28 protein-coding genes and 1 tRNA gene are annotated in these 24,957 nt (G+C 44.1%); 8 read left to right on the top strand and 21 right to left on the bottom strand.

The window, feature by feature from the left end; all coding sequences use genetic code 11:
* Positions 1 to 13: 13 nt before the first annotated feature.
* Positions 14 to 181 carry a hypothetical protein gene (locus PO830_RS01240; RefSeq protein WP_272851712.1) on the bottom strand — a complete coding sequence of 56 codons (168 nt, stop codon included), beginning with the start codon at positions 179 to 181 and terminating at the stop codon, positions 14 to 16.
* 333 nt (positions 182 to 514) lie between these two features.
* On the opposite strand from PO830_RS01240, the gene PO830_RS01235 reads away from it, so the two are divergent.
* Positions 515 to 1,189, top strand: coding sequence for a hypothetical protein (locus PO830_RS01235; protein ID WP_272851711.1), 675 nt, complete (start codon positions 515 to 517; stop codon positions 1,187 to 1,189).
* 264 nt (positions 1,190 to 1,453) lie between these two features.
* Here PO830_RS01235 and PO830_RS01230 read toward each other — a convergent pair.
* Positions 1,454 to 1,527, bottom strand: a tRNA-Met gene (locus PO830_RS01230).
* Between the two features lie 146 nt (positions 1,528 to 1,673).
* Here PO830_RS01230 and PO830_RS01225 point away from each other — a divergent pair.
* Positions 1,674 to 2,060, top strand: a complete 387-nt coding sequence (locus tag PO830_RS01225) for an START-like domain-containing protein (protein WP_272851710.1) — start codon at positions 1,674 to 1,676, stop codon at positions 2,058 to 2,060.
* A gap of 55 nt (positions 2,061 to 2,115) precedes the next feature.
* The gene (locus PO830_RS01220; protein WP_272851709.1) at positions 2,116 to 2,958 is read left to right on the top strand and encodes an aminotransferase class IV; all 843 of its coding nucleotides are present in this window, start codon (positions 2,116 to 2,118) and stop codon (positions 2,956 to 2,958) included.
* On the opposite strand, the gene PO830_RS01215 is transcribed toward PO830_RS01220, so the two are convergent.
* From PO830_RS01215 to PO830_RS01195, 5 genes are all read right to left on the bottom strand, one after another.
* Positions 2,955 to 3,515, bottom strand: a complete 561-nt coding sequence (locus tag PO830_RS01215) for a YqgE/AlgH family protein (RefSeq protein ID WP_272851708.1) — start codon at positions 3,513 to 3,515, stop codon at positions 2,955 to 2,957. The genes PO830_RS01220 and PO830_RS01215 overlap by 4 nt on opposite strands.
* 128 nt (positions 3,516 to 3,643) lie before the next feature.
* Positions 3,644 to 3,916, bottom strand: coding sequence for an HU family DNA-binding protein (locus PO830_RS01210; protein ID WP_272851707.1), 273 nt, complete (start codon positions 3,914 to 3,916; stop codon positions 3,644 to 3,646).
* Positions 3,917 to 4,099: 183 nt separating this feature from the next.
* Positions 4,100 to 5,050, bottom strand: coding sequence for a methionyl-tRNA formyltransferase (gene fmt / locus PO830_RS01205; protein WP_272851706.1), 951 nt, complete (start codon positions 5,048 to 5,050; stop codon positions 4,100 to 4,102).
* Positions 5,047 to 6,945, bottom strand: a complete 1,899-nt coding sequence (locus tag PO830_RS01200; RefSeq protein ID WP_272851705.1) for a RecQ family ATP-dependent DNA helicase — start codon at positions 6,943 to 6,945, stop codon at positions 5,047 to 5,049. Before PO830_RS01200 ends, fmt begins: the two co-directional genes overlap by 4 nt.
* A 1-nt stretch (position 6,946) precedes the next feature.
* Entirely contained in the window at positions 6,947 to 7,486 is a 540-nt protein-coding gene (locus PO830_RS01195) for an ATP-binding protein (RefSeq protein WP_272851704.1), read from the bottom strand.
* A gap of 87 nt (positions 7,487 to 7,573) precedes the next feature.
* Here PO830_RS01195 and PO830_RS01190 point away from each other — a divergent pair, with 87 nt between their 5' ends.
* From PO830_RS01190 to murA, 3 genes are all read left to right on the top strand, one after another.
* The gene (locus tag PO830_RS01190) at positions 7,574 to 7,864 is read left to right on the top strand and encodes a DUF493 family protein (RefSeq protein ID WP_272851703.1); all 291 of its coding nucleotides are present in this window, start codon (positions 7,574 to 7,576) and stop codon (positions 7,862 to 7,864) included.
* Between the two features lie 61 nt (positions 7,865 to 7,925).
* Positions 7,926 to 8,567, top strand: a complete 642-nt coding sequence (locus tag PO830_RS01185; RefSeq protein WP_272851702.1) for a DUF4290 domain-containing protein — start codon at positions 7,926 to 7,928, stop codon at positions 8,565 to 8,567.
* 17 nt (positions 8,568 to 8,584) lie between these two features.
* On the top strand, positions 8,585 to 9,895 hold the full coding sequence (gene murA, locus PO830_RS01180; RefSeq protein WP_272851701.1) for a UDP-N-acetylglucosamine 1-carboxyvinyltransferase: 1,311 nt from the start codon (positions 8,585 to 8,587) through the stop codon (positions 9,893 to 9,895).
* Between the two features lie 43 nt (positions 9,896 to 9,938).
* Here murA and PO830_RS01175 read toward each other — a convergent pair whose 3' ends face one another.
* From PO830_RS01175 to PO830_RS01150, 6 genes are all read right to left on the bottom strand, one after another.
* The gene (locus PO830_RS01175; protein WP_272851700.1) at positions 9,939 to 10,526 is read right to left on the bottom strand and encodes a tRNA (guanine-N1)-methyltransferase; all 588 of its coding nucleotides are present in this window, start codon (positions 10,524 to 10,526) and stop codon (positions 9,939 to 9,941) included.
* An 85-nt stretch (positions 10,527 to 10,611) separates the two neighbouring features.
* A complete protein-coding gene (locus PO830_RS01170) occupies positions 10,612 to 10,845 on the bottom strand; it encodes a (4Fe-4S)-binding protein (RefSeq protein ID WP_272851699.1) in 234 nt (77 codons plus the stop codon).
* Positions 10,846 to 10,940: 95 nt separating this feature from the next.
* Complete coding sequence (locus PO830_RS01165; RefSeq protein ID WP_272851698.1) at positions 10,941 to 12,251, bottom strand: cryptochrome/photolyase family protein; 1,311 nt, start codon at positions 12,249 to 12,251, stop codon at positions 10,941 to 10,943.
* 1 nt (position 12,252) lies between these two features.
* Complete coding sequence (locus tag PO830_RS01160; protein ID WP_272851697.1) at positions 12,253 to 12,948, bottom strand: SDR family NAD(P)-dependent oxidoreductase; 696 nt, start codon at positions 12,946 to 12,948, stop codon at positions 12,253 to 12,255.
* The gene (locus PO830_RS01155) at positions 12,945 to 13,415 is read right to left on the bottom strand and encodes an SRPBCC family protein (RefSeq protein ID WP_272851696.1); all 471 of its coding nucleotides are present in this window, start codon (positions 13,413 to 13,415) and stop codon (positions 12,945 to 12,947) included. The genes PO830_RS01160 and PO830_RS01155 overlap by 4 nt, the downstream gene beginning before the upstream one ends.
* 194 nt (positions 13,416 to 13,609) lie before the next feature.
* A complete protein-coding gene (locus tag PO830_RS01150; RefSeq protein WP_272851695.1) occupies positions 13,610 to 14,272 on the bottom strand; it encodes an MIP/aquaporin family protein in 663 nt (220 codons plus the stop codon).
* A 107-nt stretch (positions 14,273 to 14,379) separates the two neighbouring features.
* Between PO830_RS01150 and PO830_RS01145 the strand changes: the two genes are divergently transcribed.
* The gene (locus PO830_RS01145; RefSeq protein ID WP_272851694.1) at positions 14,380 to 15,225 is read left to right on the top strand and encodes a DUF2911 domain-containing protein; all 846 of its coding nucleotides are present in this window, start codon (positions 14,380 to 14,382) and stop codon (positions 15,223 to 15,225) included.
* Between the two features lie 48 nt (positions 15,226 to 15,273).
* On the opposite strand, the gene PO830_RS01140 is transcribed toward PO830_RS01145, so the two are convergent.
* Positions 15,274 to 16,149 carry a helix-turn-helix domain-containing protein gene (locus PO830_RS01140; RefSeq protein WP_272851693.1) on the bottom strand — a complete coding sequence of 292 codons (876 nt, stop codon included), beginning with the start codon at positions 16,147 to 16,149 and terminating at the stop codon, positions 15,274 to 15,276.
* 189 nt (positions 16,150 to 16,338) lie between these two features.
* On the opposite strand from PO830_RS01140, the gene PO830_RS01135 reads away from it, so the two are divergent.
* A complete protein-coding gene (locus tag PO830_RS01135; RefSeq protein ID WP_272851692.1) occupies positions 16,339 to 16,680 on the top strand; it encodes a hypothetical protein in 342 nt (113 codons plus the stop codon).
* Between the two features lie 57 nt (positions 16,681 to 16,737).
* Here the strand turns inward: PO830_RS01135 and PO830_RS01130 are convergent, their stop codons facing one another.
* From PO830_RS01130 to PO830_RS01100, 7 genes are all read right to left on the bottom strand, one after another.
* Positions 16,738 to 18,414 (bottom strand): sodium:solute symporter, encoded by a 1,677-nt coding sequence (locus PO830_RS01130; RefSeq protein WP_272851691.1) that lies wholly within the window; start codon positions 18,412 to 18,414, stop codon positions 16,738 to 16,740.
* Positions 18,415 to 18,529: 115 nt separating this feature from the next.
* Positions 18,530 to 21,025, bottom strand: coding sequence for a PIG-L family deacetylase (locus PO830_RS01125; protein WP_336375856.1), 2,496 nt, complete (start codon positions 21,023 to 21,025; stop codon positions 18,530 to 18,532).
* Positions 21,026 to 21,111: 86 nt separating this feature from the next.
* Positions 21,112 to 22,038: a septum formation inhibitor Maf gene (locus tag PO830_RS01120; protein WP_272851690.1), complete on the bottom strand. Its 927-nt coding sequence runs from the start codon at positions 22,036 to 22,038 to the stop codon at positions 21,112 to 21,114.
* A 31-nt stretch (positions 22,039 to 22,069) separates the two neighbouring features.
* Complete coding sequence (locus tag PO830_RS01115) at positions 22,070 to 22,657, bottom strand: Maf family nucleotide pyrophosphatase (RefSeq protein ID WP_272851689.1); 588 nt, start codon at positions 22,655 to 22,657, stop codon at positions 22,070 to 22,072.
* Positions 22,657 to 23,577 carry a geranylgeranylglycerol-phosphate geranylgeranyltransferase gene (locus PO830_RS01110; protein WP_272851688.1) on the bottom strand — a complete coding sequence of 307 codons (921 nt, stop codon included), beginning with the start codon at positions 23,575 to 23,577 and terminating at the stop codon, positions 22,657 to 22,659. The genes PO830_RS01115 and PO830_RS01110 overlap by 1 nt, the downstream gene beginning before the upstream one ends.
* 15 nt (positions 23,578 to 23,592) lie before the next feature.
* Positions 23,593 to 24,126 carry a KdsC family phosphatase gene (locus PO830_RS01105; RefSeq protein WP_272851687.1) on the bottom strand — a complete coding sequence of 178 codons (534 nt, stop codon included), beginning with the start codon at positions 24,124 to 24,126 and terminating at the stop codon, positions 23,593 to 23,595.
* Positions 24,110 to 24,868, bottom strand: coding sequence for a Rossmann-like and DUF2520 domain-containing protein (locus PO830_RS01100; protein WP_272851686.1), 759 nt, complete (start codon positions 24,866 to 24,868; stop codon positions 24,110 to 24,112). Before PO830_RS01100 ends, PO830_RS01105 begins: the two co-directional genes overlap by 17 nt.
* Positions 24,869 to 24,957: the final 89 nt, after the last annotated feature.

Raw genomic sequence — 24,957 nt, 5'->3', positions numbered from 1 at the left:
TTGAATGGAAACATCAATTATTACCGTCTGGTGGCGGAGGCGGCGGTGGTGGCGGAATGGGGTCAGTTTCACCACAACACGCTTCAGGTTGAACGTCTTGCGACTGTAATAGTTCTGGAGTACAGGAGGTTATCCCCGAAATGAGGAAAACCGTAACCATTGTTAATAATAATTTCTTCATTTTTAGATGTTTGAAAGTTGAAATCAGCCTGACCGAGATTTTCTCGGCAGGGGGTGCGAAATCGCATAAAAATGAAGAGGCGTCCCTCCTCGCGTTGAGAAGTGGGAGCGACGTATTTGAAGACAGAGTACTTCTCAAAAACAATCCACGAATACGTCTCTCGATATTCGTTAGCCAACATCAGAACCTTGACTGATACAAGGGCCGGCAACGAACAGGACAAAGGAAGGCAGGGGCTATCGCAACGGGTGGAAAAAGCATGGAAAAGGCATTGAAACTTTATGGAAACAGGGTTTCATAGCCAGAAGAGCACGAACTATAAAATCGGAATGGATGCATCAATTTTTGGTACTGAAGTCGTTTGAAGAAGCCGAAAAGAAAGAAGGTGTTTCTAAGAAATTTAGAAAGGCTCGGGTGTTGTCAGATTACATTCAGAATAGTTCAAAAAACTCCTATACCGAAAGGAGCCTGGCAGATAAGTACGACGCTTCAAAAGCGGGTAAAGTGATTGAACTGCCGGATTTTGTTGTGCAAGCGCTGTGTAGGTATTTAGGATATGAGACCTTTGAAGCGTTTCAGCAGGACCAATTAGCAACATCAAAAAAAGAGTCAAAATCGAAACAGTATCCCTCATGGAAATTGATGTATTTGACCATTTTGCTTGTGATTTCTGTAGCAATTATACTTTGGCAGTTTTTTTCAAAAGAGCGCTGGATGGAGTGGAAGGATGCCCGTTATGTAGAAGCGCCTTTCAATGCCGAAAAATTAAAAAGTGGAAATTTAAAACTTTACAGGAAGGAGCGAATCGAATACTTTAAACGCATTGATCCCAATTGTGACTATCAATTTTTTAACCCGGATGGAAGTCCGAGAGTGTTCTACGGAAAGAACAGCAAGAAAGAGTACGAGTGGTTTACGCAGTTGGGAGAGCATCCTGAAACCGGAAAACCCCTTAAAGCGATAACAAAGTATATGATCGAGAAGTATATCTGTAACAATAATTCTTAGATTATTGGAAGGAGCTCATCTCAAGTGAGTAAATGGCACAAATTAAATATCTGTAAGAGCAAAAAACCTGATACTCTAATGTTGGGTTTTTTATTGCAGCGTGGGGGAGAATTACCTCGCTAACGCTCGTTGAGTCTTATTTTTTGAGCTACAAAAGTAAACCCGTCACCACTTCGTGTTGACCGTCTTTTTCTTTTCTTGAATTTTGAGCAAGCCTCAATTCAGAAAACAAAAAACCCGTTGCGAAGCACGGGTCTTTTGCTGTAGCGTGGGGGAGACTTGAACTCCCGACCTCCGGGTTATGAATCCGACGCTCTAACCACCTGAGCTACCACGCCTATTTTGCGAGGGCAAAGATAAGAACAAATTCAAGTAGCGCAAACATTACCACATAATTTTATCAGTTCCTGTTTGTAAAAATTTTTGGGTTTCTATCTTGGTTTCCGACGAAATTATATATATTGGGCTTCCAGTCAATACAACTATGGACGACAAAATAAAATACGAAATGGAGTTCCCGATTCACGTGTCTCCATCCTTATTATATCAATATATTTCCACCCCTTCCGGTATGAGCGAATGGTACGCCGATAACGTTAATTCGCGCGGTGAATACTTTACCTTCATTTGGGAAGGAAGTGAAGAACGTGCCCGTTTGTTAGGAAAAAAATCAGGGGAGCGAATTCGGTTTCGATGGGAGGATGATGAGGAAACCGACTATTACTTTGAACTGCGAATTCAGGTGGATGAGATTACAAAGGACGTCTCGCTCATGGTAACCGATTTTGCAGAGGAAGACGAAATTGAAGAAGGCAAAATGCTATGGGAAAATATGATTTCAGATCTCAAGCAGATCTTGGGCTCTACCTAATCGCTAGCTACACAAAATACGTATCTTTGCGCCATCTCTTAAAGATGGCTTTTTTATGATCAATCTGAACGGAACGCTGCAGCCCAACACCCAAATTTTGGAGGCGGATAATCGCGGACTCGCATACGGGGATGCGCTTTTTGAAACGATTCGCGTGTCAGCTGGCAAAATCCTGTTTTGGGAAGATCATTACTTTAGGCTAATGGCTTCCATGCGCATGCTTCGAATGGAGATTCCTATGACCTTTACGATGGAATATTTGGAAGCTGAAATTTTCAAAACGCTGTCCGCAGTCGAAGACACCGCAGCAGCCTATCGTGTTAAAGTACAAGTGTGGCGAAAACCCGGGGGTACCTACACTCCCAGGGATCGTGGGGTTCATTTTATGATCACTTGCCAGACTTTAAAGACTCCCTTTTATAGCCTTAATAAGGCACCGTATGAAGTAGAATTGTTCAAGGATTATTACCTTCCGTCCGGCATGCTTTCCACCTTAAAGACGAATAATAAAATTATCAATGTTTTGGGGAGTATCTATGCGGAAGAAAACGAATATCAGAACTGTTTGCTGCTCAATGAGAAAAAAGAAATGGTAGAAGCGCTCAATGGAAATTTGTTTTTGGTCGACGGCTATAAAATTAAAACTCCACCGCTGGAATCTGGTTGTTTAAATGGAATACTTCGGAAACAGATATTTGCCATCCTCGCCAAAATGCCGGATTATATTTTGGAAGAAGCCACTGTTTCCCCTTTTGAGTTACAGAAAGTAGACGAACTGTTTATTACCAATACCATTGTAGGAATTCAGCCAATTACGAAGTATCGAAAGAAAGAATATACTTCAGAAGTTGCGCAGGAACTGTTAGGTAAGCTCAACGCCAAAGCGCGTTTGGGTTAGTTATAGGAAGGGTTTTCTGGGGCATTCGACCACAATAAATAGTCACCGCCCAATTCAATCATTTGCTCTTTCCAGAAGTTGTCCAGGTTTTCTCCAATGATACGGTGCCGTAATTTATTTTTTGTGATCACCCAACTATGCACTTCGAGCTCTTGGTCAAGTTGCTCTCGGTCCCAACCGGAATAGCCTAAGAAAAATTGAATTTGGGAGGCTTTCAGTTCTTCTTTTTGAAGCAGGTCCAGAATCGCATTAAAGTCGCCTCCCCAATAAATACCTTCCGCGATTTCAATACTGTCCGGTATATGTTCTGGGATGCGATGAATAAAATATAGATTGTCCTGCTCAACGGGTCCGCCGTTATATACTGGGAGCTCACAGTTTACTTCGGGAATAAAATCTTTTAAATTATACTTGAGGGGTTTGTTAAGAATAAAACCTACAGAACCTTCTTCGTTATGTTCCGCCAGCAAAACTACAGAACGGTTGAAGGAGACATCACCTATTATGGATGGTTCGGCTACCAAGAGTACTCCCTTGTCGGGTTGAAGTGATATCATAAGCCTTAATTTAAAATTAAAGCTAAGTAATATTTCCGAATAAGCAAAATAATTTAAAGTTCATGCGATTCCATAAAAAAACCTTGCCGCAATTGACAAGGTTTTTAATGTTTTTAAAAGTGTGATGATTAGTTCACAGCATCTGATAAGTCAGATCCAGCTTTGAACTTCACTACATTTTTAGCAGCGATTTTGATGGTTTTTCCAGTTTGAGGGTTACGTCCGTCACGAGCGGCTCTTCTAGATACTGACCAAGATCCGAATCCTACTAAAGAAACACGGTTCCCTTTTTTCAAAGACTTTTCTACATTTCCTAAAAATGACTCCAATGCCTTTTTAGCAGCTGCTTTTGTAATTCCGGCATCTGCTGCCATTGCGTCGATTAAATCTGATTTGTTCATAGTTAAATTTTAGATTAAACTGTTGGTTAAACTTCATTAAATTGCCTTACAAATTTAATGGGATTCTCTTATCACGCAAGGAATGACGGGGGAAATCCGGGTTTTTGTTGATAACTTGGACGCATTGTTAATAAAGGAGGCTTGTTTTTGTGGTTTTTTACGGAAATCAGTAATAACAAGGCTTCACAGTACGTAGGCGTCTTTTTCGAAGGTAAAGCCGTTCAACAAATCTCCTGCCTTCATTTTTCGCTTTCCGGGGAGTTGTAATTCTTCCACCTGAAGTACTCCATTGGGCACAATAATATGCAGGCTTTTTTTGTCAGCGATGATCTGTCCCGGTGTTGCCTGCACTTCCGAAGGTTCAAATTGTGCCGAATGTAGTTTCATTGTAAGGGTTTCCTCTCCATTATGCAGTTCGGTCCACGCACTGGGATAAGGGGAGAGTCCGCGTATCAAAGCTTCCACCTGTTCTCCTTGCTGTGTCCAGTCGATTCGGGTATTTTCTGCGGAAAGCTTTGGAGCCGATCGTAACGGCTGATTAGGATTCTGAGTGGTGGCGGAAGCCGTTCCCGTTGCGATCCTATTCACCGTCCTCAACACCAGATGGGCCCCTACCTCCATTAGGGTATCATGCAAGCTTCCGGCCGTTTCCTTTTCTTTCAGCGTAATTTCTTCGGAAGCAATAATCGCTCCGGTGTCAATTTTTTCGTCAATAAAAAAGGTGGTAACGCCGCTTTTCTTTTCTCGGTTGATCACCGCCCAGTTGATTGGGGCTGCCCCGCGATATTGGGGAAGGAGGGAGGCGTGCAAATTAAAGGTGCCTTTGGGAGGCATGGCCCAAACCACTTTTGGTAACATTCGAAAGGCGACTACTACTTGCACATCTGCTTTTAACGCTTCTAAGGTTTCTAGAAATGCTTCCTCTTTTAAATTGGTGGGTTGCAGTACTGGAATTCGTTGTGTAACGGCATACTCTTTTACAGCAGAAGCCCGTAGCTTTCGTCCACGACCTGCAGGTCGATCTGGCGCGGTAATGACCCCCACCACCTCATGTTCAGAAGCAACTAATTGTTGTAAGCTGGCGACAGCAAATTCGGGCGTACCCATAAAGACGATTCGAAGGGGGGTGTTCACGATAAGGAATATTGATTACGTAAGTTCAACTCGATTTTATTGCTTTCCAGTAATAAGGAAACAACATGCAAGATCTTTGCTTCCGCAAAGGTAAGGCTTTCTGTAAGCTGTCGCGAGCTTTTGGGGCCTTCTTCTAAGAGATGCAGAATGGCTTCCGCAATTAAGCGAACTTCCCCCGAACCTGCCCTGCTTTTTTCTCGAGCACACACCGAGCAAATGCCGCAGGGTTCTTCTGCTTCCTCACCAAAGTAGTGCAGTAGCTGAATACTCCGGCATATGTTATCATTTTTCAAATAATTGAGAACCGAATGTACCTGAGCGACCTTCCGCCGATTGTGAAGGTTGATCTCTTTAGCCAGCGGATTGATGGTTCGTTCATCTTCTCTTGGAACTAAAAACGTGATGCTCGCGTCGGTGGTATACAATTCTAGTTCGATGATCTCATGCGTAGCCATTTGCTCTAAGACCGCAATTATGGCGCTAATGGGCTGCCCGGTTTTCTTAGCGACCAGGCCTACATTAATTTTCGTGGGAAGCTCAAAAATCCCACCGTACATCCGCAAAAGTGTCTTTCCGATCAGCGAGGCGTTTCGGTGTTCCTGAAAATAGCCAATAGCTCGTTCTGAAGCAACGACAAATCGTACAATGGAAGTGCGACCAAATTCCTTCGAAAGTTGCAGTACTCCTAACCGATCCAAGCTTTGTAGTCCGTTGTAGGCCAACAGAAACGGAAAGGAGTAGGTCTCACAGAAATCATTAAAGTTGAAAGGGTGCGTTATATGCATCCCTTCGCCATACGGAATCCGAAAATAGGCATTGAGTTTTTGATATATTTTTTTGACGTCCTTGGCGTCGGGCAAGCTATCAATAAACTGCTTGGAGACTAAGGATTCATCAAAATTATTGTACAATAAAATGGCTTCGGCAAAGGCTCCGTTTCGCCCGGCCCGACCAGCTTCTTGAAAATAACTTTCCAAACTTTCCGGCAATTGTACATGCACCACATAGCGTACGTCTGCTTTATCGATGCCCATCCCAAAGGCATTGGTAGCAATCATTATAGGGATGCGGTCCTCTAACCACGCCGCTAGCCGTTGTTTTTTCTGATCGGTTGGTAGACCCCCGTGGTAAAAAGTAGTGTTAAAACCGAGCGTATTTAGTTGTTGTGAAAGTTCTACCGTTTGTTTTCTGCTGCGAGCATAAAGTATAGCCGGAGTATCTTTTTTCTGAAGCAAGCGTTCGAGTTGATGAATTTTATCTTCAGTATAAAACACTTTGTAGGCAATATTACTTCGGAAAAAAGAGCCTTTAAATACAGCAGGAGTTTCCAAGTGCAAGGCCGAAATAGTGTCTTCAAGTACGTCGGGCGTGGCCGTTGCAGTGAGTCCGATGATCGGTACCAAGGGGTGCAACTCACGTAGCAGGGTGATATTGCGATAAGCCGGCCGAAAGTCGTTTCCCCACTGCGAAATACAGTGTGCCTCATCAACAGCGATCAAGCACAGTGGAAGCTGTTTTAAGGCCTGTTGAATCACTTCCTGTTGTAGTCGCTCTGGCGATAGGTAGATAAAATCGTAGTTCCCGTATCGAATATTATCCAACTGTCGGTCTACCTCCAAACCCGACAGGCTTCCTGTGATCGCCATGGCCTTGATATTGCGTTGTTGCAATTGTGCTACCTGGTCGTTCATTAAAGCGACCAGAGGCGAAATAACGATGGTAGTGCCTTCCAGTAATAGTCCAGGAATCTGGAAGCAAACCGACTTACCGCCGCCGGTAGGTAATAACGCGATCGTATCTCGCCCGTTCATCACCGATTCGATGATCTCCTCCTGTAAGGGTCGAAAGCGGGTGTGTCCCCAATGTTGTTCCAGAACCTGAAGGGGTGTTTTCACGTTATTCAATTAAATGTTGGTTGATAAATTCAATACGTGCCGTAACCTTGTCTCTAGGAACTTCAATCGGACAATAACCGTAGCCCTGATAGGTGGTTTTGAGAAAAGTATAAAGTTCCAACGCTTGTTCAAACGATTCGTAGCGTTCCTGGTCTTGGCGGTAAATAGCTTCCCAGGGGGGTAAAAGGAACACCTGATCGTACCGATGGGTGTTGCAAGTATCATCAAAATAGGCGTCATACGGCGTATCGAGATAGTTCATATAAGCGGTGACATCGGGGAGGCCTCTGTCGTAGAAAAGATGCGGTTCGGAAACCTGCTCTGCCGCTTTAAACTGTTTTAGTCGGCCCGCTAATAACTTGCTGCTGAATAGCGTGGGGTCCTTCAGAAACAGTTGTTCTATCCCTTGGCGTTGCGCTTCGGCAGTAACCTGCCTTGAAATTTCGTGCAACACCGCTGCGCCCGCTGTCTCTAAATGAGAAATTAGAGTGGTTTTTCCGGTACCGGGTCCTCCGGTGATGACAATTCTTCGAGTGTTCAAGGACGATCGTTTTTGGCAAAGTTCGGAAATATTTATTCATGGTAAAAAGTGTATCTTTGCGAGGCACTAGTTGAGTATTAAATGGCTATGGAAAACGATAAGAAAACAACCGAATTTTACGATCGCTTGCGCGTGCAACTTTCTGAAGATACAAGTTGGCCCTCCCCGTATATGTATAAATTTATTGTGCCTGCCGACCTGGAAAAGATTGCTGAAATCGAAGCGATTTTTAACGGTACAGGAGCCGATATCCAAACCCGCGATTCATCCAAAGGAAACTACACCAGCGTGTCGATTCGGGTAGAAATGGAATCTCCAGATGCGGTGATCGACAAATATTTGGAAGTTTCGAAAGTCGAAGGTGTGATTTCCTTATAATTTTAGTATTTTGCAGGCAGAATTACTGCAGGACCATTAATTCCTTTTTAAACATACCCTCTTGATAGACGAAATAGAATACAATACAGAGCGTTCGCATCTGATTATTCCTGAATACGGACGCCATATACAAAAAATGGTGGCACAAACCGTGGCGATGGAAGATCGCGAAGCACGGAACCGAAATGCCAAAAGTATTATCGCGGTGATGGGAAATCTCAACCCACATCTTCGCGACGTTCCTGATTTTCAACATAAATTATGGGATCAGTTATTTATCATGTCCGACTTCAAACTGGACGTTGATGCCCCATTTGAAAAGCCTTCTAGAGAAGAACTGGCCGAACGACCAGAACCTTTAGAATATCCTCAAAACCATCCCAAGTACCGTTTCTACGGAAACAATATCAAACGAATGATCGATGTGGCGATTGGTTGGGAAGAAGGCGATAAGAAAGAGGGACTCATCCTTACGATTGCCAATCACATGAAAAAATGCTACTTGAACTGGAATAAAGATTCGGTAGAAGATGATGTGATCTTTCAACATTTGTACGAGCTTTCCGAAGGAAAAATTAACCTCAAAGGAGGAGATGAAGACCTTTCGGATGCCAAAAATCTTATGAGTGGCAATAGCAGTAGTAGTTCTTCCAAAAAGCGCTATAGCAAGAAACACAGCAAGCGCGGCAGAAAACGTCATTAAACACTTCACGCATACTTATGGGAACATTTCAAATTGAAGGAGGGCATCCATTGCAAGGTGAAATCACTCCTCAGGGCGCTAAAAATGAAGCCTTACAGATTCTTTGCGCCGTCCTCCTAACTTCAGAAAAAGTAATCATCAATAACATTCCCGACATACGGGATGTTAATAAGCTTATTCAGATCCTGGAACATCTTGGGGTAACCGTAGAAAAGTTGGGAAAAGGGAGTTATTCCTTCCAATCGGATGCCTTAGACCTAAAGTACCTTGAGTCTGCTTTATTCAAAGAAGAAGGAAGTTCGCTTCGCGGTTCTATTATGATTGTAGGTCCGTTGTTAGCGCGCTTCGGAAAGGGTTACATTCCCCGTCCGGGTGGCGATAAGATTGGGCGACGCCGACTCGATACGCACTTCGAAGGATTTATAAAATTAGGCGCCAAGTTTCGATACAATAAGGAAGAACGTTTTTACGGAGTGGAAGCGCCCGATGGCCTCGCCGGAACCTACATGTTATTAGACCAGGCTTCGGTCACCGGTACGGCAAACATTGTGATGGCTGCAGTCCTTGCCAAAGGAACAACCACTATTTACAATGCCGCCTGCGAACCCTATTTACAACAGTTATGTAAAATGCTCAATCGCATGGGCGCCAAGATCAGCGGTGTTGGCTCCAACTTGTTAACCATAGAAGGAGTCACCGAATTAGGAGGCTGTGAACATCGTATTCTTCCGGATATGATCGAGATTGGAAGCTGGATTGGATTGGCTGCCATGACCCAAAGCGAACTGACCATCAAAAATGTGAGCTGGGATAATTTGGGATTGATTCCGGATACCTTCCGAAAACTAGGGATTACATTAGAACGACGGGATGATGATATTTATATTCCGTCGCATGAGGAATACGAAATTCAGGGCTATATCGATGGATCGATACTAACGGTAGCCGATGCTCCCTGGCCCGGATTTACCCCAGACCTGTTAAGTATCGTTTTAGTTACTTGTACGCAGGCAAAAGGCAGTGTGCTCATCCACCAAAAAATGTTTGAGAGTAGGCTTTTCTTTGTAGATAAATTGATTGATATGGGCGCCAAGATCATTCTATGTGATCCGCACCGCGCCACAGTTATTGGACATAATTTTGAGTCGACCTTAAAAGCTACCACCATGACGTCACCAGACATACGGGCCGGTATCTCATTATTGATTGCTGCACTCTCAGCGAAGGGAACGAGCACGATTCACAATATTGAACAGATCGATCGAGGCTACGAGAATATCGATGAGCGACTCAGAGCCGTAGGAGCCAAGATTTCGCGAACCGAATAACTAGCCCTGAAACAATAAAAAAAGCCGCAATTTGCGGCTTTTTTTATGATCCTTTTTTCTGTTTATTGATTTCGTCCTGTAGTTTTCGTCTCAATTGTTGTTCGCGCTCCAGAGTGCGTTGGCGATGCGTTTCAAACTCCTCTTCGGTTTCCGCCAGCTTTAGTTGCGCCGCACGAGTGTCGCGATGGCTACTTTTAAACTTATAGACAAGAAAGGCTACCCCGGCAATCAATACTAAGATGATCGTCCACATAATTCCATTATAGGTCGCTTTGGGTAACAGTGCACCTAGAAAAGAGATACCGTCTTCCCGTTTTTTCGAGAGGGCTAAGTCTTCTTGAGTGGTCTTAAGATCCTGACTCAACGTGCCAATCTCATTGTCTTGTCTGGTTACGGTAGTTTGAGAAGAATCAATTTGAGCTTCCAAGGCAGCGATCGAATCGAATACCGACTTTTTTAGGTCATTGAGCTTGTAAATCTTCACTACCTTATAATCCTGATAGCGATTCGAATTCTCAATGACGTCGGTAAATTGTCCTTCTAGGGTGTTGGGAAGTTCGGTTTCTTGCTCCTGCGCATACATAGTACCTGCGAAGAGCAGTAAAGCGAAAGTTATTCTAAAAAGCTTCATACGTTGATTGTTAGGTCGTCTTTATATACGCCACAAGAGTAGAAAAATTGTGCAGAAAAGCCTAATTTTTAAGATACATTAGACTTTATTTAACAGCCACACAGCTGCCAATTCTAGTACAGCTCAAGGCTCCAGAAGGACAACGGGCTACTTGCTGAGCGATTCGCTCTGAAGAGGCAGCATCCAAGTGAATCCAAGGGATTACGGCAGTTCGAAAAACCTCCGAAAGTTCTTGTGCGCAACATTCTGAGTGGGTACATTTTTTTGGATTATAGGCAACGGTTATCTCTCCGTTCGAATAGGTATTTGGGGTGCTCATAGCATTTTTACTTTAGGGGCAGTACCATGATTTACATCGATAAATATATCAAAATATCCGATAAAATGCGCATTCAGAGAATAATCCTACATTTATTATGATGATACTGCTTTCTTGTAGGTGTCCAAGGCGCGTTCTCTGGCTTCTTTGTGGACAACCATACGCTCTGGATATTCTTCGGTTCCGTATTCAGAAATCCATTCGTTGATGTACGATTCCTGCTTATCGAATTTTTTCAGCTGAGATTCCGGGTTGAAAATTCGGAAATAAGGCGCGGCGTCAACACCACTTCCGGCAGCCCACTGCCAATTCCCGACATTGCTGGACTGTTCGTAATCTAATAATTTCTCTGCAAAATAAGCCTCGCCCCAGCGCCAATCAATCAATAAGTGTTTGCATAAGAAGCTGGCCACCACCATGCGAACCCGATTGTGCATATAGCCTGTTTCATTGAGTTGCCGCATTCCGGCATCTACCATAGGGTATCCAGTTTTTCCTTGCTTCCATAGGTCGAATTCGTCTTTGTTATTTCGCCATTCAATGCGATCGTATTTTTTTCGGAAGGCATTATTTACTGTTTCGGGGAAATGATATAAGATCTGCATAAAGAACTCACGCCAAATTAGTTCTTCCCAGAAGGTTTCATTTTTTTCTGCGATGGCTTTTTTTACCATTTTGCGAATACTCACCGTGCCAAATCGGAGATGCGGACCCAAGCGAGAGGTTCCTTGATCTGCCGGAAAATTGCGAGTATTTTCGTATTCCTGTATGGTGGTAGGAGTAACATCGTACTCTGGTACCGCTATAGCCGACTTTTTAAAGCCCATCTCAGAAAGTGAAACGTTTGGCAAGCGCGTATGTTGAATAAGGTTTTTTAAATGACTACTGGTGTAGTAAATGTTAAGCTCTTTTTCATTGCGGAAAGCTTCTTTCCATTTTTTCATGTAGGGTGTGTACACTACATAAGGATCACCATCGTCCTTTAACACTTCATCCTTCTCAAAAATGACCTGATCTTTGTAGGTGTGAAAACCAATATCCTTCTTCGATAGAAACGCTTCGATTTCTTGGTCTCGCTCTGTTGCATACGGCTCGTAGTCGTGATTGGTAATAACGTGCTGCACATTGAAAGCAGCAATAATTTCCTTAAAAGCTTGTAAGGGGGTGGTGTGATACATCGCAAGACTGCTTCCGTGTTCTTCCTGAAGAGTGTCACGCATCTTTTGAAGCGTTTCAAAGATAAAGGTGACGCGAGCATCGTCTTCGGGCAATTCGCTCAAAATGTTCTTGTCGAAAATAAAGACCGGGAGTACAGGATGTTTTCCGTGCAACGCTTTATAAAAGCCTACATTGTCGTCTATTCGCAAATCTCTTCGGAACCAAAAAACATTTACGGTATCTGCCATACTATTGTGGGTTCAAGGTTGACATTCCTCCATCAACACCCAATACCTGACCCGTCATCCAAGAAGACTGATCTCCCAGCAGAAAGGCTGCCATAGTTGCAATATCTTTGTCGGTTCCCACACGATTCAGCGGATGTCGTTTGGCCATTTTTTCTTTTTTATCGTCATTAGAGAGCAATTTTTCCGCTAGGGGAGTATCGGTGAGTGATGGTGCGATAACATTCACGCGAAAACTAGGCGCATATTCGGCTGCCAGCGCCTTAGCAAACCCTTCAATCGCTCCTTTGGCTGCAGCTACACTGGTATGGAATGGCATTCCTACTTTAACCGCAACGGTGCTAAAAAAGACCAAACTCGCTTGTTCCGACTTTTTCAACTTCGGAAGCAACGCATGTACCGATTTTACGAGTCCGGTGAAATTAATCTTCATGTCGGTTTCAAAACTTTCCGAAGACATCATTTTAAAAGGCTTCAATTGTATACTTCCGGGACAATACACAAATCCATCGATGGTTTCGGGAAGCTCTAATTCGTCGATAGCATCTTTGGAAACATCAAATTTTAGATGGGTGCATTTATCAGGAATGTTCTCGTTGGAGCGCGAAGCAATGTAAATGTTGTGATCGTCTTGTAAAAGCGTAGCGATGGAATGGCCTATACCATACGAACCGCCAATCAGTAGTATATTTTTACTCATAATGTTTTATATGTTCCGAATCGCGTTTCAAGTGCGCGTTTTCGGTAATCAAAAATTTCATTCAGTTTGGGCTCGACGAGCCAGGGATGCACCCACTTGCCAATAATTCCGAAGGGAAGCTTGTAGTGAACCACATCTTCCATAAGCACCCCGCCTTCAATTTCTTTTAAAAAGTGCTTGTGATGCCATAACGAATAAGGACCGAAGCGTTGTTCGTCCACAAAATATTCGCCTTCTTTCACGTGAGTAATTTCGGTGACCCACGAAGTTTTAATTCCGGCAATAGGAGTAACGATGTATTCAATAATTTGACCGGCAAACATCGGCCGGTTGCCACCAGACACAATATGGAAGCCCATATAGTCCGGGGTAATCACTTTGAGATTCTTGGGGTCTGAAAGAAACGTCCACGCCTCGTCGAGCGAGATGGGAAGACGCTGTTCAGCCTGGAGGGTAAAAATCTTCATAGACTTACGTTCCGTAGGTTATCTGCCCTTTCCGTAGGTAAGTTTTCTATTGATTCGAACCAATCTATAAATGTCCTGAGTGATACGATTCCTATTGCGGAATCCGAATAATTTCTTTACAATTTGATACATCGTGCAGTTTTTTCTTTAAAGGTACAATGCAGGTATCAGATTGTAAAGCATTTAAAAAAAGATTAACAGTTGTCGTTGCAGCAATCGTCTTCCTTTACAAAGCGACAACTTACCACTGCCAAAAGCATTCCAGCTACTGGTGCTACTACATAGATCCACAAACCATTGAGATGTCCCGATAATAGTGCCGGCGATAAGGATCGTGCGGGGTTCATGGACGCTCCTGTCAACGGCCCAGCGAACATGGCCTCCAATAATACCACGCCGCCTATAGCGATGCCGGCCATCACACCCATTTCCTTAGCGCCGGTAGAGACATGGATAATAACCAGCATCAATAAATACGACAGTATTACTTCCATAAGAAACACCTTCCACACGTCCCATTGGGGCAAGGTGGCTCCTAAAGTTTCATTATCGGGGAACATCAATAGCAGGAGGGTGCTGGCAAGATAGGCGCCCATGCATTGGGCGATGACATATTTGGGCACTTCTTTCCACGGAAATTTTTTGGCATACGCGAAAGCGATGGTGACTGCCGGATTAATGTGCGCTCCGCTAATATCTCCAAAGGCGTATATCATTCCCATGACAATAAATCCGAAGGTGATGGCAATACCCACATGCGAAATCGATCCCTGCGTATACTGATCGATTATGATGGCTCCGGTTCCGCAGAAGACGAGCGCGAAGGTTCCGATGGACTCTGAAAGGTAGCGTTTCACAATCGCAAATATAGCACGCGAACCTTCATTTCATTTTAAGCTTTCGTTAACAACAGCATGTGCGGTCAAATTTGTATTTTCGTAGAAACCAAAAACACATCTCAACAATGAAAAATTTTCTTCTATTATTCTGTCTTCTAGTGGCTAGCACTGCTACCTATGCTCAGCTAGAAACTCCGGCTCCGAGTCCGTTTCAAAAAATGGAACAGAAGGTCGGACTCACAAATATCACCTTAGAATACTCTCGACCTTCGATGAAAGGACGTAGTATCTTTGGCGGACTCGTACCTTACGACAAAATCTGGCGAACCGGTGCCAACGAGAACACCAAGATTACCTTCGACACCGATGTGATGGTCGGCGGAAAAACGCTTAAGGCTGGGTCGTATGCCATTTACACCAAGCCTATGGCGCAAAACTGGGACGTGATGTTCTATACCGATACCAACAACTGGGGATTACCACAACAGTGGGATGAAAGCAAAGTAGCAGCCAAAGTAACGGTTCCTGTGTATCCTATCCCAATGGATATTGAAACGTACACCATGTCATTTGATGATCTGGAGAATGGAAGTGTTAACGTAGGTATCATGTGGGAGCGCACCTATGTGGGAGTCCCAATTGAAGTACCCACCGATAAAATGGTCACCGCAAATATCGAACGTGTTATGGGAGGTCCTACTTCCAACGATTACTACCAGGCTGCGGTGTATTACCTACAGGCTGGAAAGGATATGGACAAAGCAAAGACGTGGATTGATAAAGCGATCGAAATGCGCGAGCAACCAGCCTTCTGGTTCTACCGTCAAAAGTCGCTTATCTATGCCGAATCAGGCGATAAGAAAGGCGCCATTGCAGCGGCCAAGAAATCTTTAGATCTAGCAAAAGAGGCTGGTAATAGCGACTATGTCGCGCTGAACACCAAGTCACTGAAAGAATGGGGTGCCATGTAATCCTTACGATATAAAAAGAATAAAAAAGCACCGATTTCGGTGCTTTTTTTAGGTATACACTTTTTTCAATTCATTTCGATAGTCGGATGGATTCTTCCCAGTATACGCTTTGAATTTCTTACTGAAGTGGGAAAAGTTGTTAAACCCACAGTCGAAGCAAATATCGGTGATACTTCGCTGCTCTTCCATCAACAATTTGGAGGCGTGTACCAGTCGGTATTCATTCACAAACTGTGTGAAGGTTTTATTAGTTTTATTTTTAAAGTATCGACTAAACGCCGGGGGCGTCATATTTACGAGTTGCGCTACTTCCGAAAGCGAGATCGGTCTTTTAAATTCATTACTTACGAAACCATAGATGGTATCTAATCGCTCGGTGTCTTGCGGTTTCGATTCCAGGACCACCTGATCTACATTGAGCACGGTATAGTCGTTGGCATCCGCCAGGTCTTTTAGAATACGCAAGAATTCCATCAATCGTGCATAGGGTTCTAAGGTCTCTAACCGTTCTAACCTCGGTCCCATGCGGCTCATGGTTTCCTGATGAAAAGCAATGCCCTGTTTTCCGCGAAGAAATAGTTGCTTGATGGATTGCATTTCCGGAACATCGAAGAAATCGGGTCCTAAAAAATCTTCTTTCACCTGAATCACGACCTCACTTTTGTTTCCTGTGAGTCGATCCGTAAAGCCAAAATGAGGAAGGTTAGCACCAATAAACAGCAAGTCTCCATCACTGTAATAGGAGATGTGATTTCCAATATGCCGTTTTCCAGAGCCCCCATTTACGTACACAATTTCCATCTCAGGATGGAAATGCCAGTTGGGTATGAGGTTGTTCGAGGCATTTTCGTATCGGCTCACTTTTAGCGAACTCCCAAAGGAAGGACGTATCGCTTCTAATGTTGGGGTCTTTGTGTTTCTCATAACTGAAAAATAGCGCATTATACCGTAATACGGATGTACAAAATTAGCACAATGATGTACTATATTAACATTAATAAATTGTTAAACTGTACTAATTGATAAAATAAGACATATTTTGGCTAAATCACGCGTGCTACTGCAATACATTTCTAGGGATCTTTGTACCATCAACATTTTAAAACACATGTTATGAAAACACTTAGAAACACCCTTACCGCCATAGTGCTTATCGCAGCTTCGGTTGCAATGCATGCCAATGAGAACCGAATTATCGTTTCCGAAGAAAATAACGTTACGATCACAGAGGAGAACAATTTGGTAGAAGTGTCGGTATTAAACACGAACTTGGAAACCTTTCAACTGTTAATTATCAGTCCGGAGGGTAGTATCGTATTCGACGGTATCTTAGGTAATGAAGCGAGTCTTGGACAGCAATTTGATTTTCATTCGGCTGTTGCAGGGACGTATACCTTTAAATTTGTGACCAATAATGGTCGTGCCTTTTCCTACGATGTAACGGCCGGAAATTAAATCGGACGTTCGTTCTATGTTATCCTGGTTAAGGGAGTCTTTTTTGGCTCCCTTTTTTTATGATTTATTCGAACTGAAGGTTTGAATGAGCAATGCCAAGCCCATAACCAAGGCACATCCTACCACATTGAGCCATAGATACGGCATCAGGTCGATATACCAGACTATCACAATAAGTACTTGCGTAATCAGGGCGGCGACAAAGGTTGCCTGACTTCGTACATATTTTATGAAAAAAGCGAGCAAGAAGATACCGAGTACATTACCGTAAAAGATAGAACCGATGATATTGACCAATTGAATCAGATTATCGAACAGGTTCGCGACGCTAGCCACCCCAATGGCGATCACACCCCATAATAATGTGAACCATTTGGAAGCCCTAACATAATGTTTTTCAGTGCGACCCGGAGTGTTGCGCTTGTACAAATCGATCGCGGTGGTAGAGCCTAACGCATTCAGTTCAGAGGCTGTAGACGACATCGCAGCGCTTAGAATCACGGCTAGTAATAACCCTATAATTCCGCGAGGTAGATTGTTCAGAATAAAATGGATGAATACATAGTCTTTATCATTCGTCTCGGCTTCTGGGTTTGCCTTCTTAATTAAGGTGCGTCCGGTTTCTCTCAGGCGGGATTCTGTCTTGTTGAGTTGTGTAATTTCTTGCTGAATGCGGTTGGCTTCGGAAGCATCTTCAGTTCGGGCGAACTGGAGTTGTTTGGTGCGAATGTCTTGCTCTAATGCTTTTTTATCGGCCTCAAGGGCCACGTATTTGGAAGCGTATTCGGAAGCCATCACATCTTTCACGGCAGCCGGATTAAAATGAAGGGGAGAGCTGTTGAATTGATAAAAGACGAACACCATCACACCCACCAATAAAATGAAAAACTGCATGGGTACTTTAAGCAAACCATTCATTACGAGGCCAAGCTGACTCTCACGTACTGATCTTCCTGAGAGGTAGCGTTGCACCTGACTTTGATCTGTTCCGAAGTAGGAGAGGGCTAAGAAACTTCCGCCGATGATCCCACTCCAAAAGGTATAGCGATTTTCAAAGTCAAAGGAAAAGTCTAAGATCTCCATCTTTCCATTGCTTCCCGCAATTTGTAGTGCTTTGCTGAAGGAAATATCTAGTGGTAAATAATTCAGAATCAACAAAAAAGCGAACAACATGCCCAAAAATATGACCCCCATTTGCTGCTTCTGCGTCACGCTCACGGCTTTGGTACCACCACTTACGGTATAAATAATCACCAGAACTCCGATGATAACATTTAGATACAAAAGATTCCATCCTAATACTGCCGACAAAATGATCGCCGGAGCGAAAATGGTGATCCCTGCTGCGAGTCCGCGTTGGATCAAAAACAATATGGCGGTTAAGGTTCTTGTTTTTAAATCGAAGCGCGACTCTAAGTATTCATAGGCCGTATAGACCTTTAGCTTGTGATAGAGCGGGATAAAAACCATGCAGATAATGATCATGGCAATGGGGAGTCCGAAGTAGAACTGTACAAAGCCCATCCCGTCATGAAAGGCCTGTCCCGGTGTTGAAAGAAAGGTGATAGCACTGGCCTGTGTCGCCATCACGCTAAGACCGATTGTCCACCATTTGGCATCGTTCCCGCTTTTTAAATAATCACTAACGCTCTTGCTTCCGCGCGATTTATAAGTTCCGTAGAGCACAATAAAAGTCAAGGTTCCAATTAGAACCATCCAATCGATCTGCTGCATCAAGTAAAGGTTTTCATCAAATAGTAGAAAAGAACAATATAGGTTGCGTTAAAGAGAATCACTAAGGTATAGCGAAACTTCCAGGAGCGTTCTTTTTTTTCGTTGGAATCAAGCATTATTTTCCGATGGATAAAAGGTTAGCGAATAAACGATATGCTCCCGATACGCCGGCAGGAAGCTCCCTAAAGAAGCTAAGACCGGTATAAATAAAATGTCCTTTACCATACGAAGCCACCAGCAAGGCACCTTGAGTACTCGCCTCTCCTTGGTCGTTCATTTCCAGTATGGGGGTAAATGCGGGATCCCACTGATCTGGAAAATACAGCCCTCGTTCTTGTACCCAGCCGTTAAAATCGGCTTGGGTGATCTTGTTGGGTTCGTTGAGAACCGGATGCTCGGGCGCTAAGAAGGTGACACTCGATTGCTCGTTGGTGACACGGTCTCTGGACAATCGCAACGAATAGGGGGCAAGGGTCTCTGTTACCATACTGCGGTTGGTATTATATTGTACTAGCACTGTTCCTCCCTGTTTCACGTAATCGTTTAAGACTTGTTGTTTATACGCTAGCTCTGGAACCGTATTATAGGCACGAATGCCCAGCACCACCGCATCGAATTCTTTTAAAGTGGCTACGGAAATAGTTGCAGGGGAAAGCGTGGTAACATCATATCCTATATAACGCAAACTCTCGGGAATCACATCTCCGGCTCCGTCAATATACCCAATACGCTCGCCTTTTTTCTCGAGATCGATCCGCACAATTTTGGCTTTGCTCGGAAGCAAGACGCGTTGAAATGGGATGTGTTCGTAATCGATAACCGCTAATTCTTTATCGTAGAACGTATCTCCAACGGTTACTAAGGGTTCTAGATATCCCTCGCTGGCATTTCTTGGCGGCCGTATTGTAAAAAGAAAGGTTTGTGAGGCTCCTGCACTAGACAGCATGAAGGGGTGATTGGCGGGAGTCACTTCCCAACCCTCAGGATAATTGAGTTGCAGGGTGCCACTTACATTATCGCGGCCCGCGCGTAGGGTCACAGGTACTTGGCGTTCGTCTTTTGAAGCAAAGATCATTACCTTTTCTGGGATGCTCGCCGTTACTGCCGGCAGTACCTCGAGCGGTTGATATACTTCTCCATGTACGGGATCGGTATATTTAAACACCACATCTCTGGAAACAGAGAGGGTGGTTCGCCCTAAGCCCAGGGTGAATACAACACGTTCTGGGGCCGGTGTTTCCGGCATTCCGATTTTATCGGTTGGGGCGTCATACATCCCTAAGGTTCCCTCTTTGTTGAGCCAATACGGTGTTGAATAGGCATCCTTATCAATACGTTTAGTCTCGGTATGTTCAAAGCGTTCGTTTCCGTTAAGTCGATTGTTTTTATTGTATAGTATCGTACCGGATGGGGTGCTAATCGATTGAAGCACCACCGGAAAATCACTTCGATTAATAGCTTCAACGGTAAGTTCGTATTGTCCGTTGGGGGTCACTTCATTGGTATTGGCTACCGCTTCGAGAAATATACCGCCGCAATCCAATATAATTTCTTCCAGTTCCGCCATTTTAATGTTACGCCAATGGGCGTCTGGGAGTTGTTTAACAAGTTCATACGCCTGTAAGAGAGGGCGAATCATAGAAGACGGGTTCTTGAAATCGAAATCATCTTCTAACGGGTATAAAATAGCACCAATCATCTCGCCCCCTTCAATGCGCGACCAACTCGTATCAATTCCTTCGAAAAGACTTGATTTATTCTCAGGGAAATCTCCTTTTAGAAATTCTAAATATTCGGTTTGATTTCCGCGAGACCCTGTGCTTCCGAAGCCTTGGGATTTGTGCATGCTTCTACTAAGGGCCGCAATTTCCCCATTGCTGAGTCCGAGTGATGGATAGTAATTTCCAGTTTCCACTTCAAGAAGATTGGTTTTATCGGCCTTTTCGAAATTTTCCTGACTTCCGTAGAACCACCAAGAGGTATTGAAAAATAACCGCTTTGGTTGCCAGGCACCTACGGTTTGCGCGGTTTCCGGATAGTTGGAGGCATCTCCCACAAGATCGAAGGCTTCCATGCTTAAAATGGCAGAGGTAGTATGATGTCCATGGGTGCTCCCCGGATTCCTATGGTTAAATCGGTTGATGATCACATCGGGTTTGAAGGTTCTGATGGCACGAACCACATCAGATAATACTTTTTCTTTATTCCAGATATCCAATGTTTCATCAGGATGTTTGGAATAGCCAAAATCGTTGGCTCTTGTAAATAGTTGTTCGCCCCCATCGGTGCGTCTTGCGGCTAACAGTTCTTGTGTTCGAATCACCCCTAATAACTCACGAATTTCAGGCCCCACTAAATTTTGCCCACCATCTCCTCGCGTCAGTGATAGATAGGCGGTGCGCGCATGTACATCGTTGCTGAGATAGGAGATGAGTCGCGTGTTCTCATCATCCGGGTGGGCTGCGATATACATAGCCGAACCCAGAAAATTTAATTTCTGAAGTTTATGATAAATTTCGGAAGCCGAAGGCTTCTGTGGTGTTTGTGAATAAGCTAGGAACGGTGCTAGAAAAAATGCCAGTACGAGCATTACAGATGTTACATACTTCACGAGGAGCCGATTTTAGATGTGCTTCAAATATATTGAAAATCAAACTCCCCTTGAGTGTGTTTGGTTTTCTTTAACAATTGAAACCATTAGAGCCCCAACGAATCCCGCCATACGCTATCCCGATTTTTATTTTGTTGCCAGTAGGCAGCACGAATCCGCTTTCGTTTGATAGCTTGGGTTAGTAAGGCTGTACTGTCTGCTCTGTCATTGCCAATGGCTTCTTCCCATTGTTCAATTTCAAAGGGAAAGCTACTCTGGAAATGTAAGGTCAGTTCGCGCTCCAGTGCAGGGTAGGTAAGTTGATAGGTCGCCATGGAGTCGCCTTGCTTTAAACTTGCAAACGCCTTATAGGCTTTCATAGTACGATGCTTCAAGCGCAGGTGCTCGAATGATGGGATTACCATCAATTCTCCTGTGGGAAGTTCATCGGGTTGAATTCTAATTAGGTTCCACAATTCATCCTCCAACCAGGTTTTATCGAGGGTCATCGTAGTATCGGCTTCGCCAGCGAAATAAGAATGTGCCGTAATTTCAAATTGTTCTCGCTTGTTGAGTTGCGCATATACGTGTCCGCACCATTCCTGCACCGAGTTACTTACTTTTAGCGCGTGACCGGTTTCAGCTATGGGGGAGAAAGTGCTGGTCATGATCGAATAGGGGTAGATGCCTGTCTGGAATTTCTTGGTGGCGTTGAGCTTTAAGACCGAGATGGTTTCTTCGGAAGCCTTATTGGCTTTCACCTGCTTCTTTGGAAGAAAATCTTCGGTCACAAAAATAGTCACGGCAGTTCCTTCTCGTAATTCGCCGTAGCGCACTTGCTGCAGATCGTAGGATGTGAGCTCTGCGGTGCCATTGTACCAATACGATTTAAAGTCATCTGAAACATCGCGAGGCTGTGCTTCTTTGGGCAACTGACTCGAATCAGAATTAGGGATTAGTTGATGTTCCGATTCTTTACAGCCATAAGGGAAGAGTCCTATTCCGAAGCAACATAAATACAGTAGATATCGCATAGCGCACATATTTCTATAAAAATACAATATTTTAGGAGTTGGTAAGCGCGAGTAGCGTTTTGTATACGAGTCGGGTGGGAAGCCCCATAACATTGAAATAACACCCTTCCAAACGTTCGATTCCGATATACCCAATCCATTCCTGAATGCCATAACTTCCAGCCTTATCGTAGGGTTCGTACGTTTCCAGATAGTACTCAATCTCTTGATCGGTGAGCGGTTTGAACCAAACCTTGGTGGTGTCGTTTACCGTTTTTTGAAAATCTGTTCCCGTAAAACACACTGAAGTAATAACTTCATGCATCCCACCACTTAACTCCTGTAGCATGGCAATGGCTTCGGTTTTATTCTGTGGTTTTCCAATAGGGCGTCCATCTTTTACCACAATGGTGTCGCTGGTAACTACAATTTCATTGGGTTGGATATCGGTAAACCCCGTCGCTTTTAGCTGCGCCAGATGATCGGTGATCCCTTCACGTTCTAATTGCTTCGGAAAGGTTTCGTCCACGGGACGAACATCCACAGTAAATTCTAAATCGAGTTCCTTAAAAAAATGATGGCGTCGGGGAGAGCCGGAAGCGAGTACCAAATGATAATCCTGTAAGCGTTCTTTTAGCATCAAAGTAGTTGTTTCAGCAAAAATAAAGAAAGCACACCGCTCAGCATAATTCCTTTCAGCAGTAACGAAAGAAATCGATATTGTTTGGGCTGTTCGGCTTGCCACGCTCGAATACAGAAGTAGATCAATGGGGCCACAATGGCGAGAAGAAAGTAGCCTGAAATTAACGGATATTGGTAAAGGTTTACATAGGTGTAGTACAGAACAAGAAACGTTAGCCCTACGCCCATGATAAAAATAATGGAGAGGACGCGACTACGGCCCAACGCAATAGGAAGGGTGTTGATTCCACCGTTTCTATCGCCATTGATATCCTCAACATCTTTGACGATCTCGCGAATCCAATTGAGTAAAAAGGCAAAAACGGCGTATTGAAAGATCCATTTAGAGGCTTCCAAATAGGTCTCTTTTGGTGGTGTTTGCAGCATTGGGTATACGTCAAAAATGAGCACTATCAACACCCCGAAAGCAACTAATGCGGCAATCCAAATATTATTGAGAACCAAGATAGATTTTCCGAAGGACGCATAGAAATATAGCAAGGCAGCGCATAGAATAAACACCGCAGACAGTTTTGGGTAGCCCACCTGGTTAGCAACCACGAATCCGAGCACTACTCCAACGATGGTGAGTGCCATGTAAAAATATAAGGTTGCTTGTTCAGAAAGCTGTTTTCCAACGATTACCCTTTCCGGTCGGTTGATGCGATCAATTGCTACGTCATAGATATCGTTGATCACATTGCCCCCGGCAGCAATGCAGACACAGGCAAGAACAAAAAGGGAATATTGGGCGGTATCCATGGCGAACGGTATGGCAATGGCTTCCAAAAAGATAAATTTGATGAGTAGTTGGGTTAGGGCTAAAAGTGCCAAATTAACCGGTCGCGTCAATTGAAAAAAAGCGTAGCACTTAGTCATGGCAATTCCCAAGCTTTAATCGTATTGGGCGCTGCTCTTCTCATGCTGAACCCATTTTCCCTGTACTTTTAATACTTGTTCAATCACATCGCGCACGCAACCTTTTCCGCCTTTTTTGTGAGATACGTAGGTAGAAATTTCCTTGATCTCAGGAACCGCATCCTGTGGGCAGCACGGCAACCCAATTTCTTTCATGGCGTACAGATCGGGAATATCGTCCCCCATAAAAAGCACATTCTCTCTTTTGATGTCGTATACGTCAAGATATTCATCCAGCGTTTCCGTTTTGTGGTGGGCTCCCAGATAGATATCGGTAATGCCCAGACCTTTTAATCGCGCGCGAACGCCTTCGTTAGTCCCGCCACTAATGATACAAACATGAAAGCCTTTTTCGAGTGCGGTCTTTAGAGCAAACCCATCTTTGGTGTGCATAGTACGGTACATTTCTCCCTCGGTAGTGATGGAGATGGTACCATCGGTAAGCACGCCGTCTACATCAAACACGAAGGTGGTAATGTGTTGTAGGTATTCTTTATAGCTTTTTTCCATGAGTGGTTGCAATCGATTTGGTGAGCTGTTGATACAGCGCCTGAAAAGCACTGTCGTTTAACAAATGTAGTTGTTTTTTTATGGTTTGTTGATCTTCTCGAACGGCAGGTCCCGTTTGCGCTTCCGAAGGGGCTACCTCCGAAAGCCGTTGCGCGGTTTCAAGGATCAAGGGATGTAGCAGTGAAAAGTCGAGTTCATGCTCCGCGAGTATTTTTTCTGAAACGGAATATAGGTGATTTACAAAATTGTTGGCGAATACGGCTGCCAGATGTAGCCGTGCCCGGGCAGCGGAGTCAATGCGCACCACCCGTTCACTTAGTGAAGAAGCGAGTGTTGTAAGCAATTGGTATGAGGCTTCCGTTTCGGCCTCAAGGCAAATAGGAATGGTTGAAAAGGCTACAGGACGTTTGGAGAAACTCTGAAGAGGATAGAACACCCCGCTGCGGTGTTTCTCGTCTATAGCATCTAAGGGGGCATTTCCTGAGGTATGCGCTACCAAGCCCGCAGTGGTGGATAAGGCGCTAGAAACGGCTGCGATGGCGTCATCGGCAACCGCAATTAGGGTGCAATCGACTTCCGGAAGGGATGTGAAATCAGAAACCACAGGAAGATCCTCCCAGCCGTCAAACCGTTGCGGATTTCGACTGTAAACAGCGACGACTTCCGCCATAGGTCCGTCCGAAAACGCCGTATATAAATGCGTTCCTACGTTTCCGAAGCCAATAATCGACACTCGTATCATACCGCTAAAATACAATCTTTGACATAAAGAAAAGAAAGCGACATCTTCTAAAATTCTAAATTGGAATATCTCTCGATTTCGTTATAATT

It is taken from the genome of Altibacter sp. HG106 (assembly GCF_028561755.1).
Taxonomy (GTDB): domain Bacteria; phylum Bacteroidota; class Bacteroidia; order Flavobacteriales; family Flavobacteriaceae; genus DFVG01.
The sequence above is the reverse complement of the archived record's forward strand: the minus strand, read 5'-3'. Positions and strand labels throughout refer to the sequence as shown.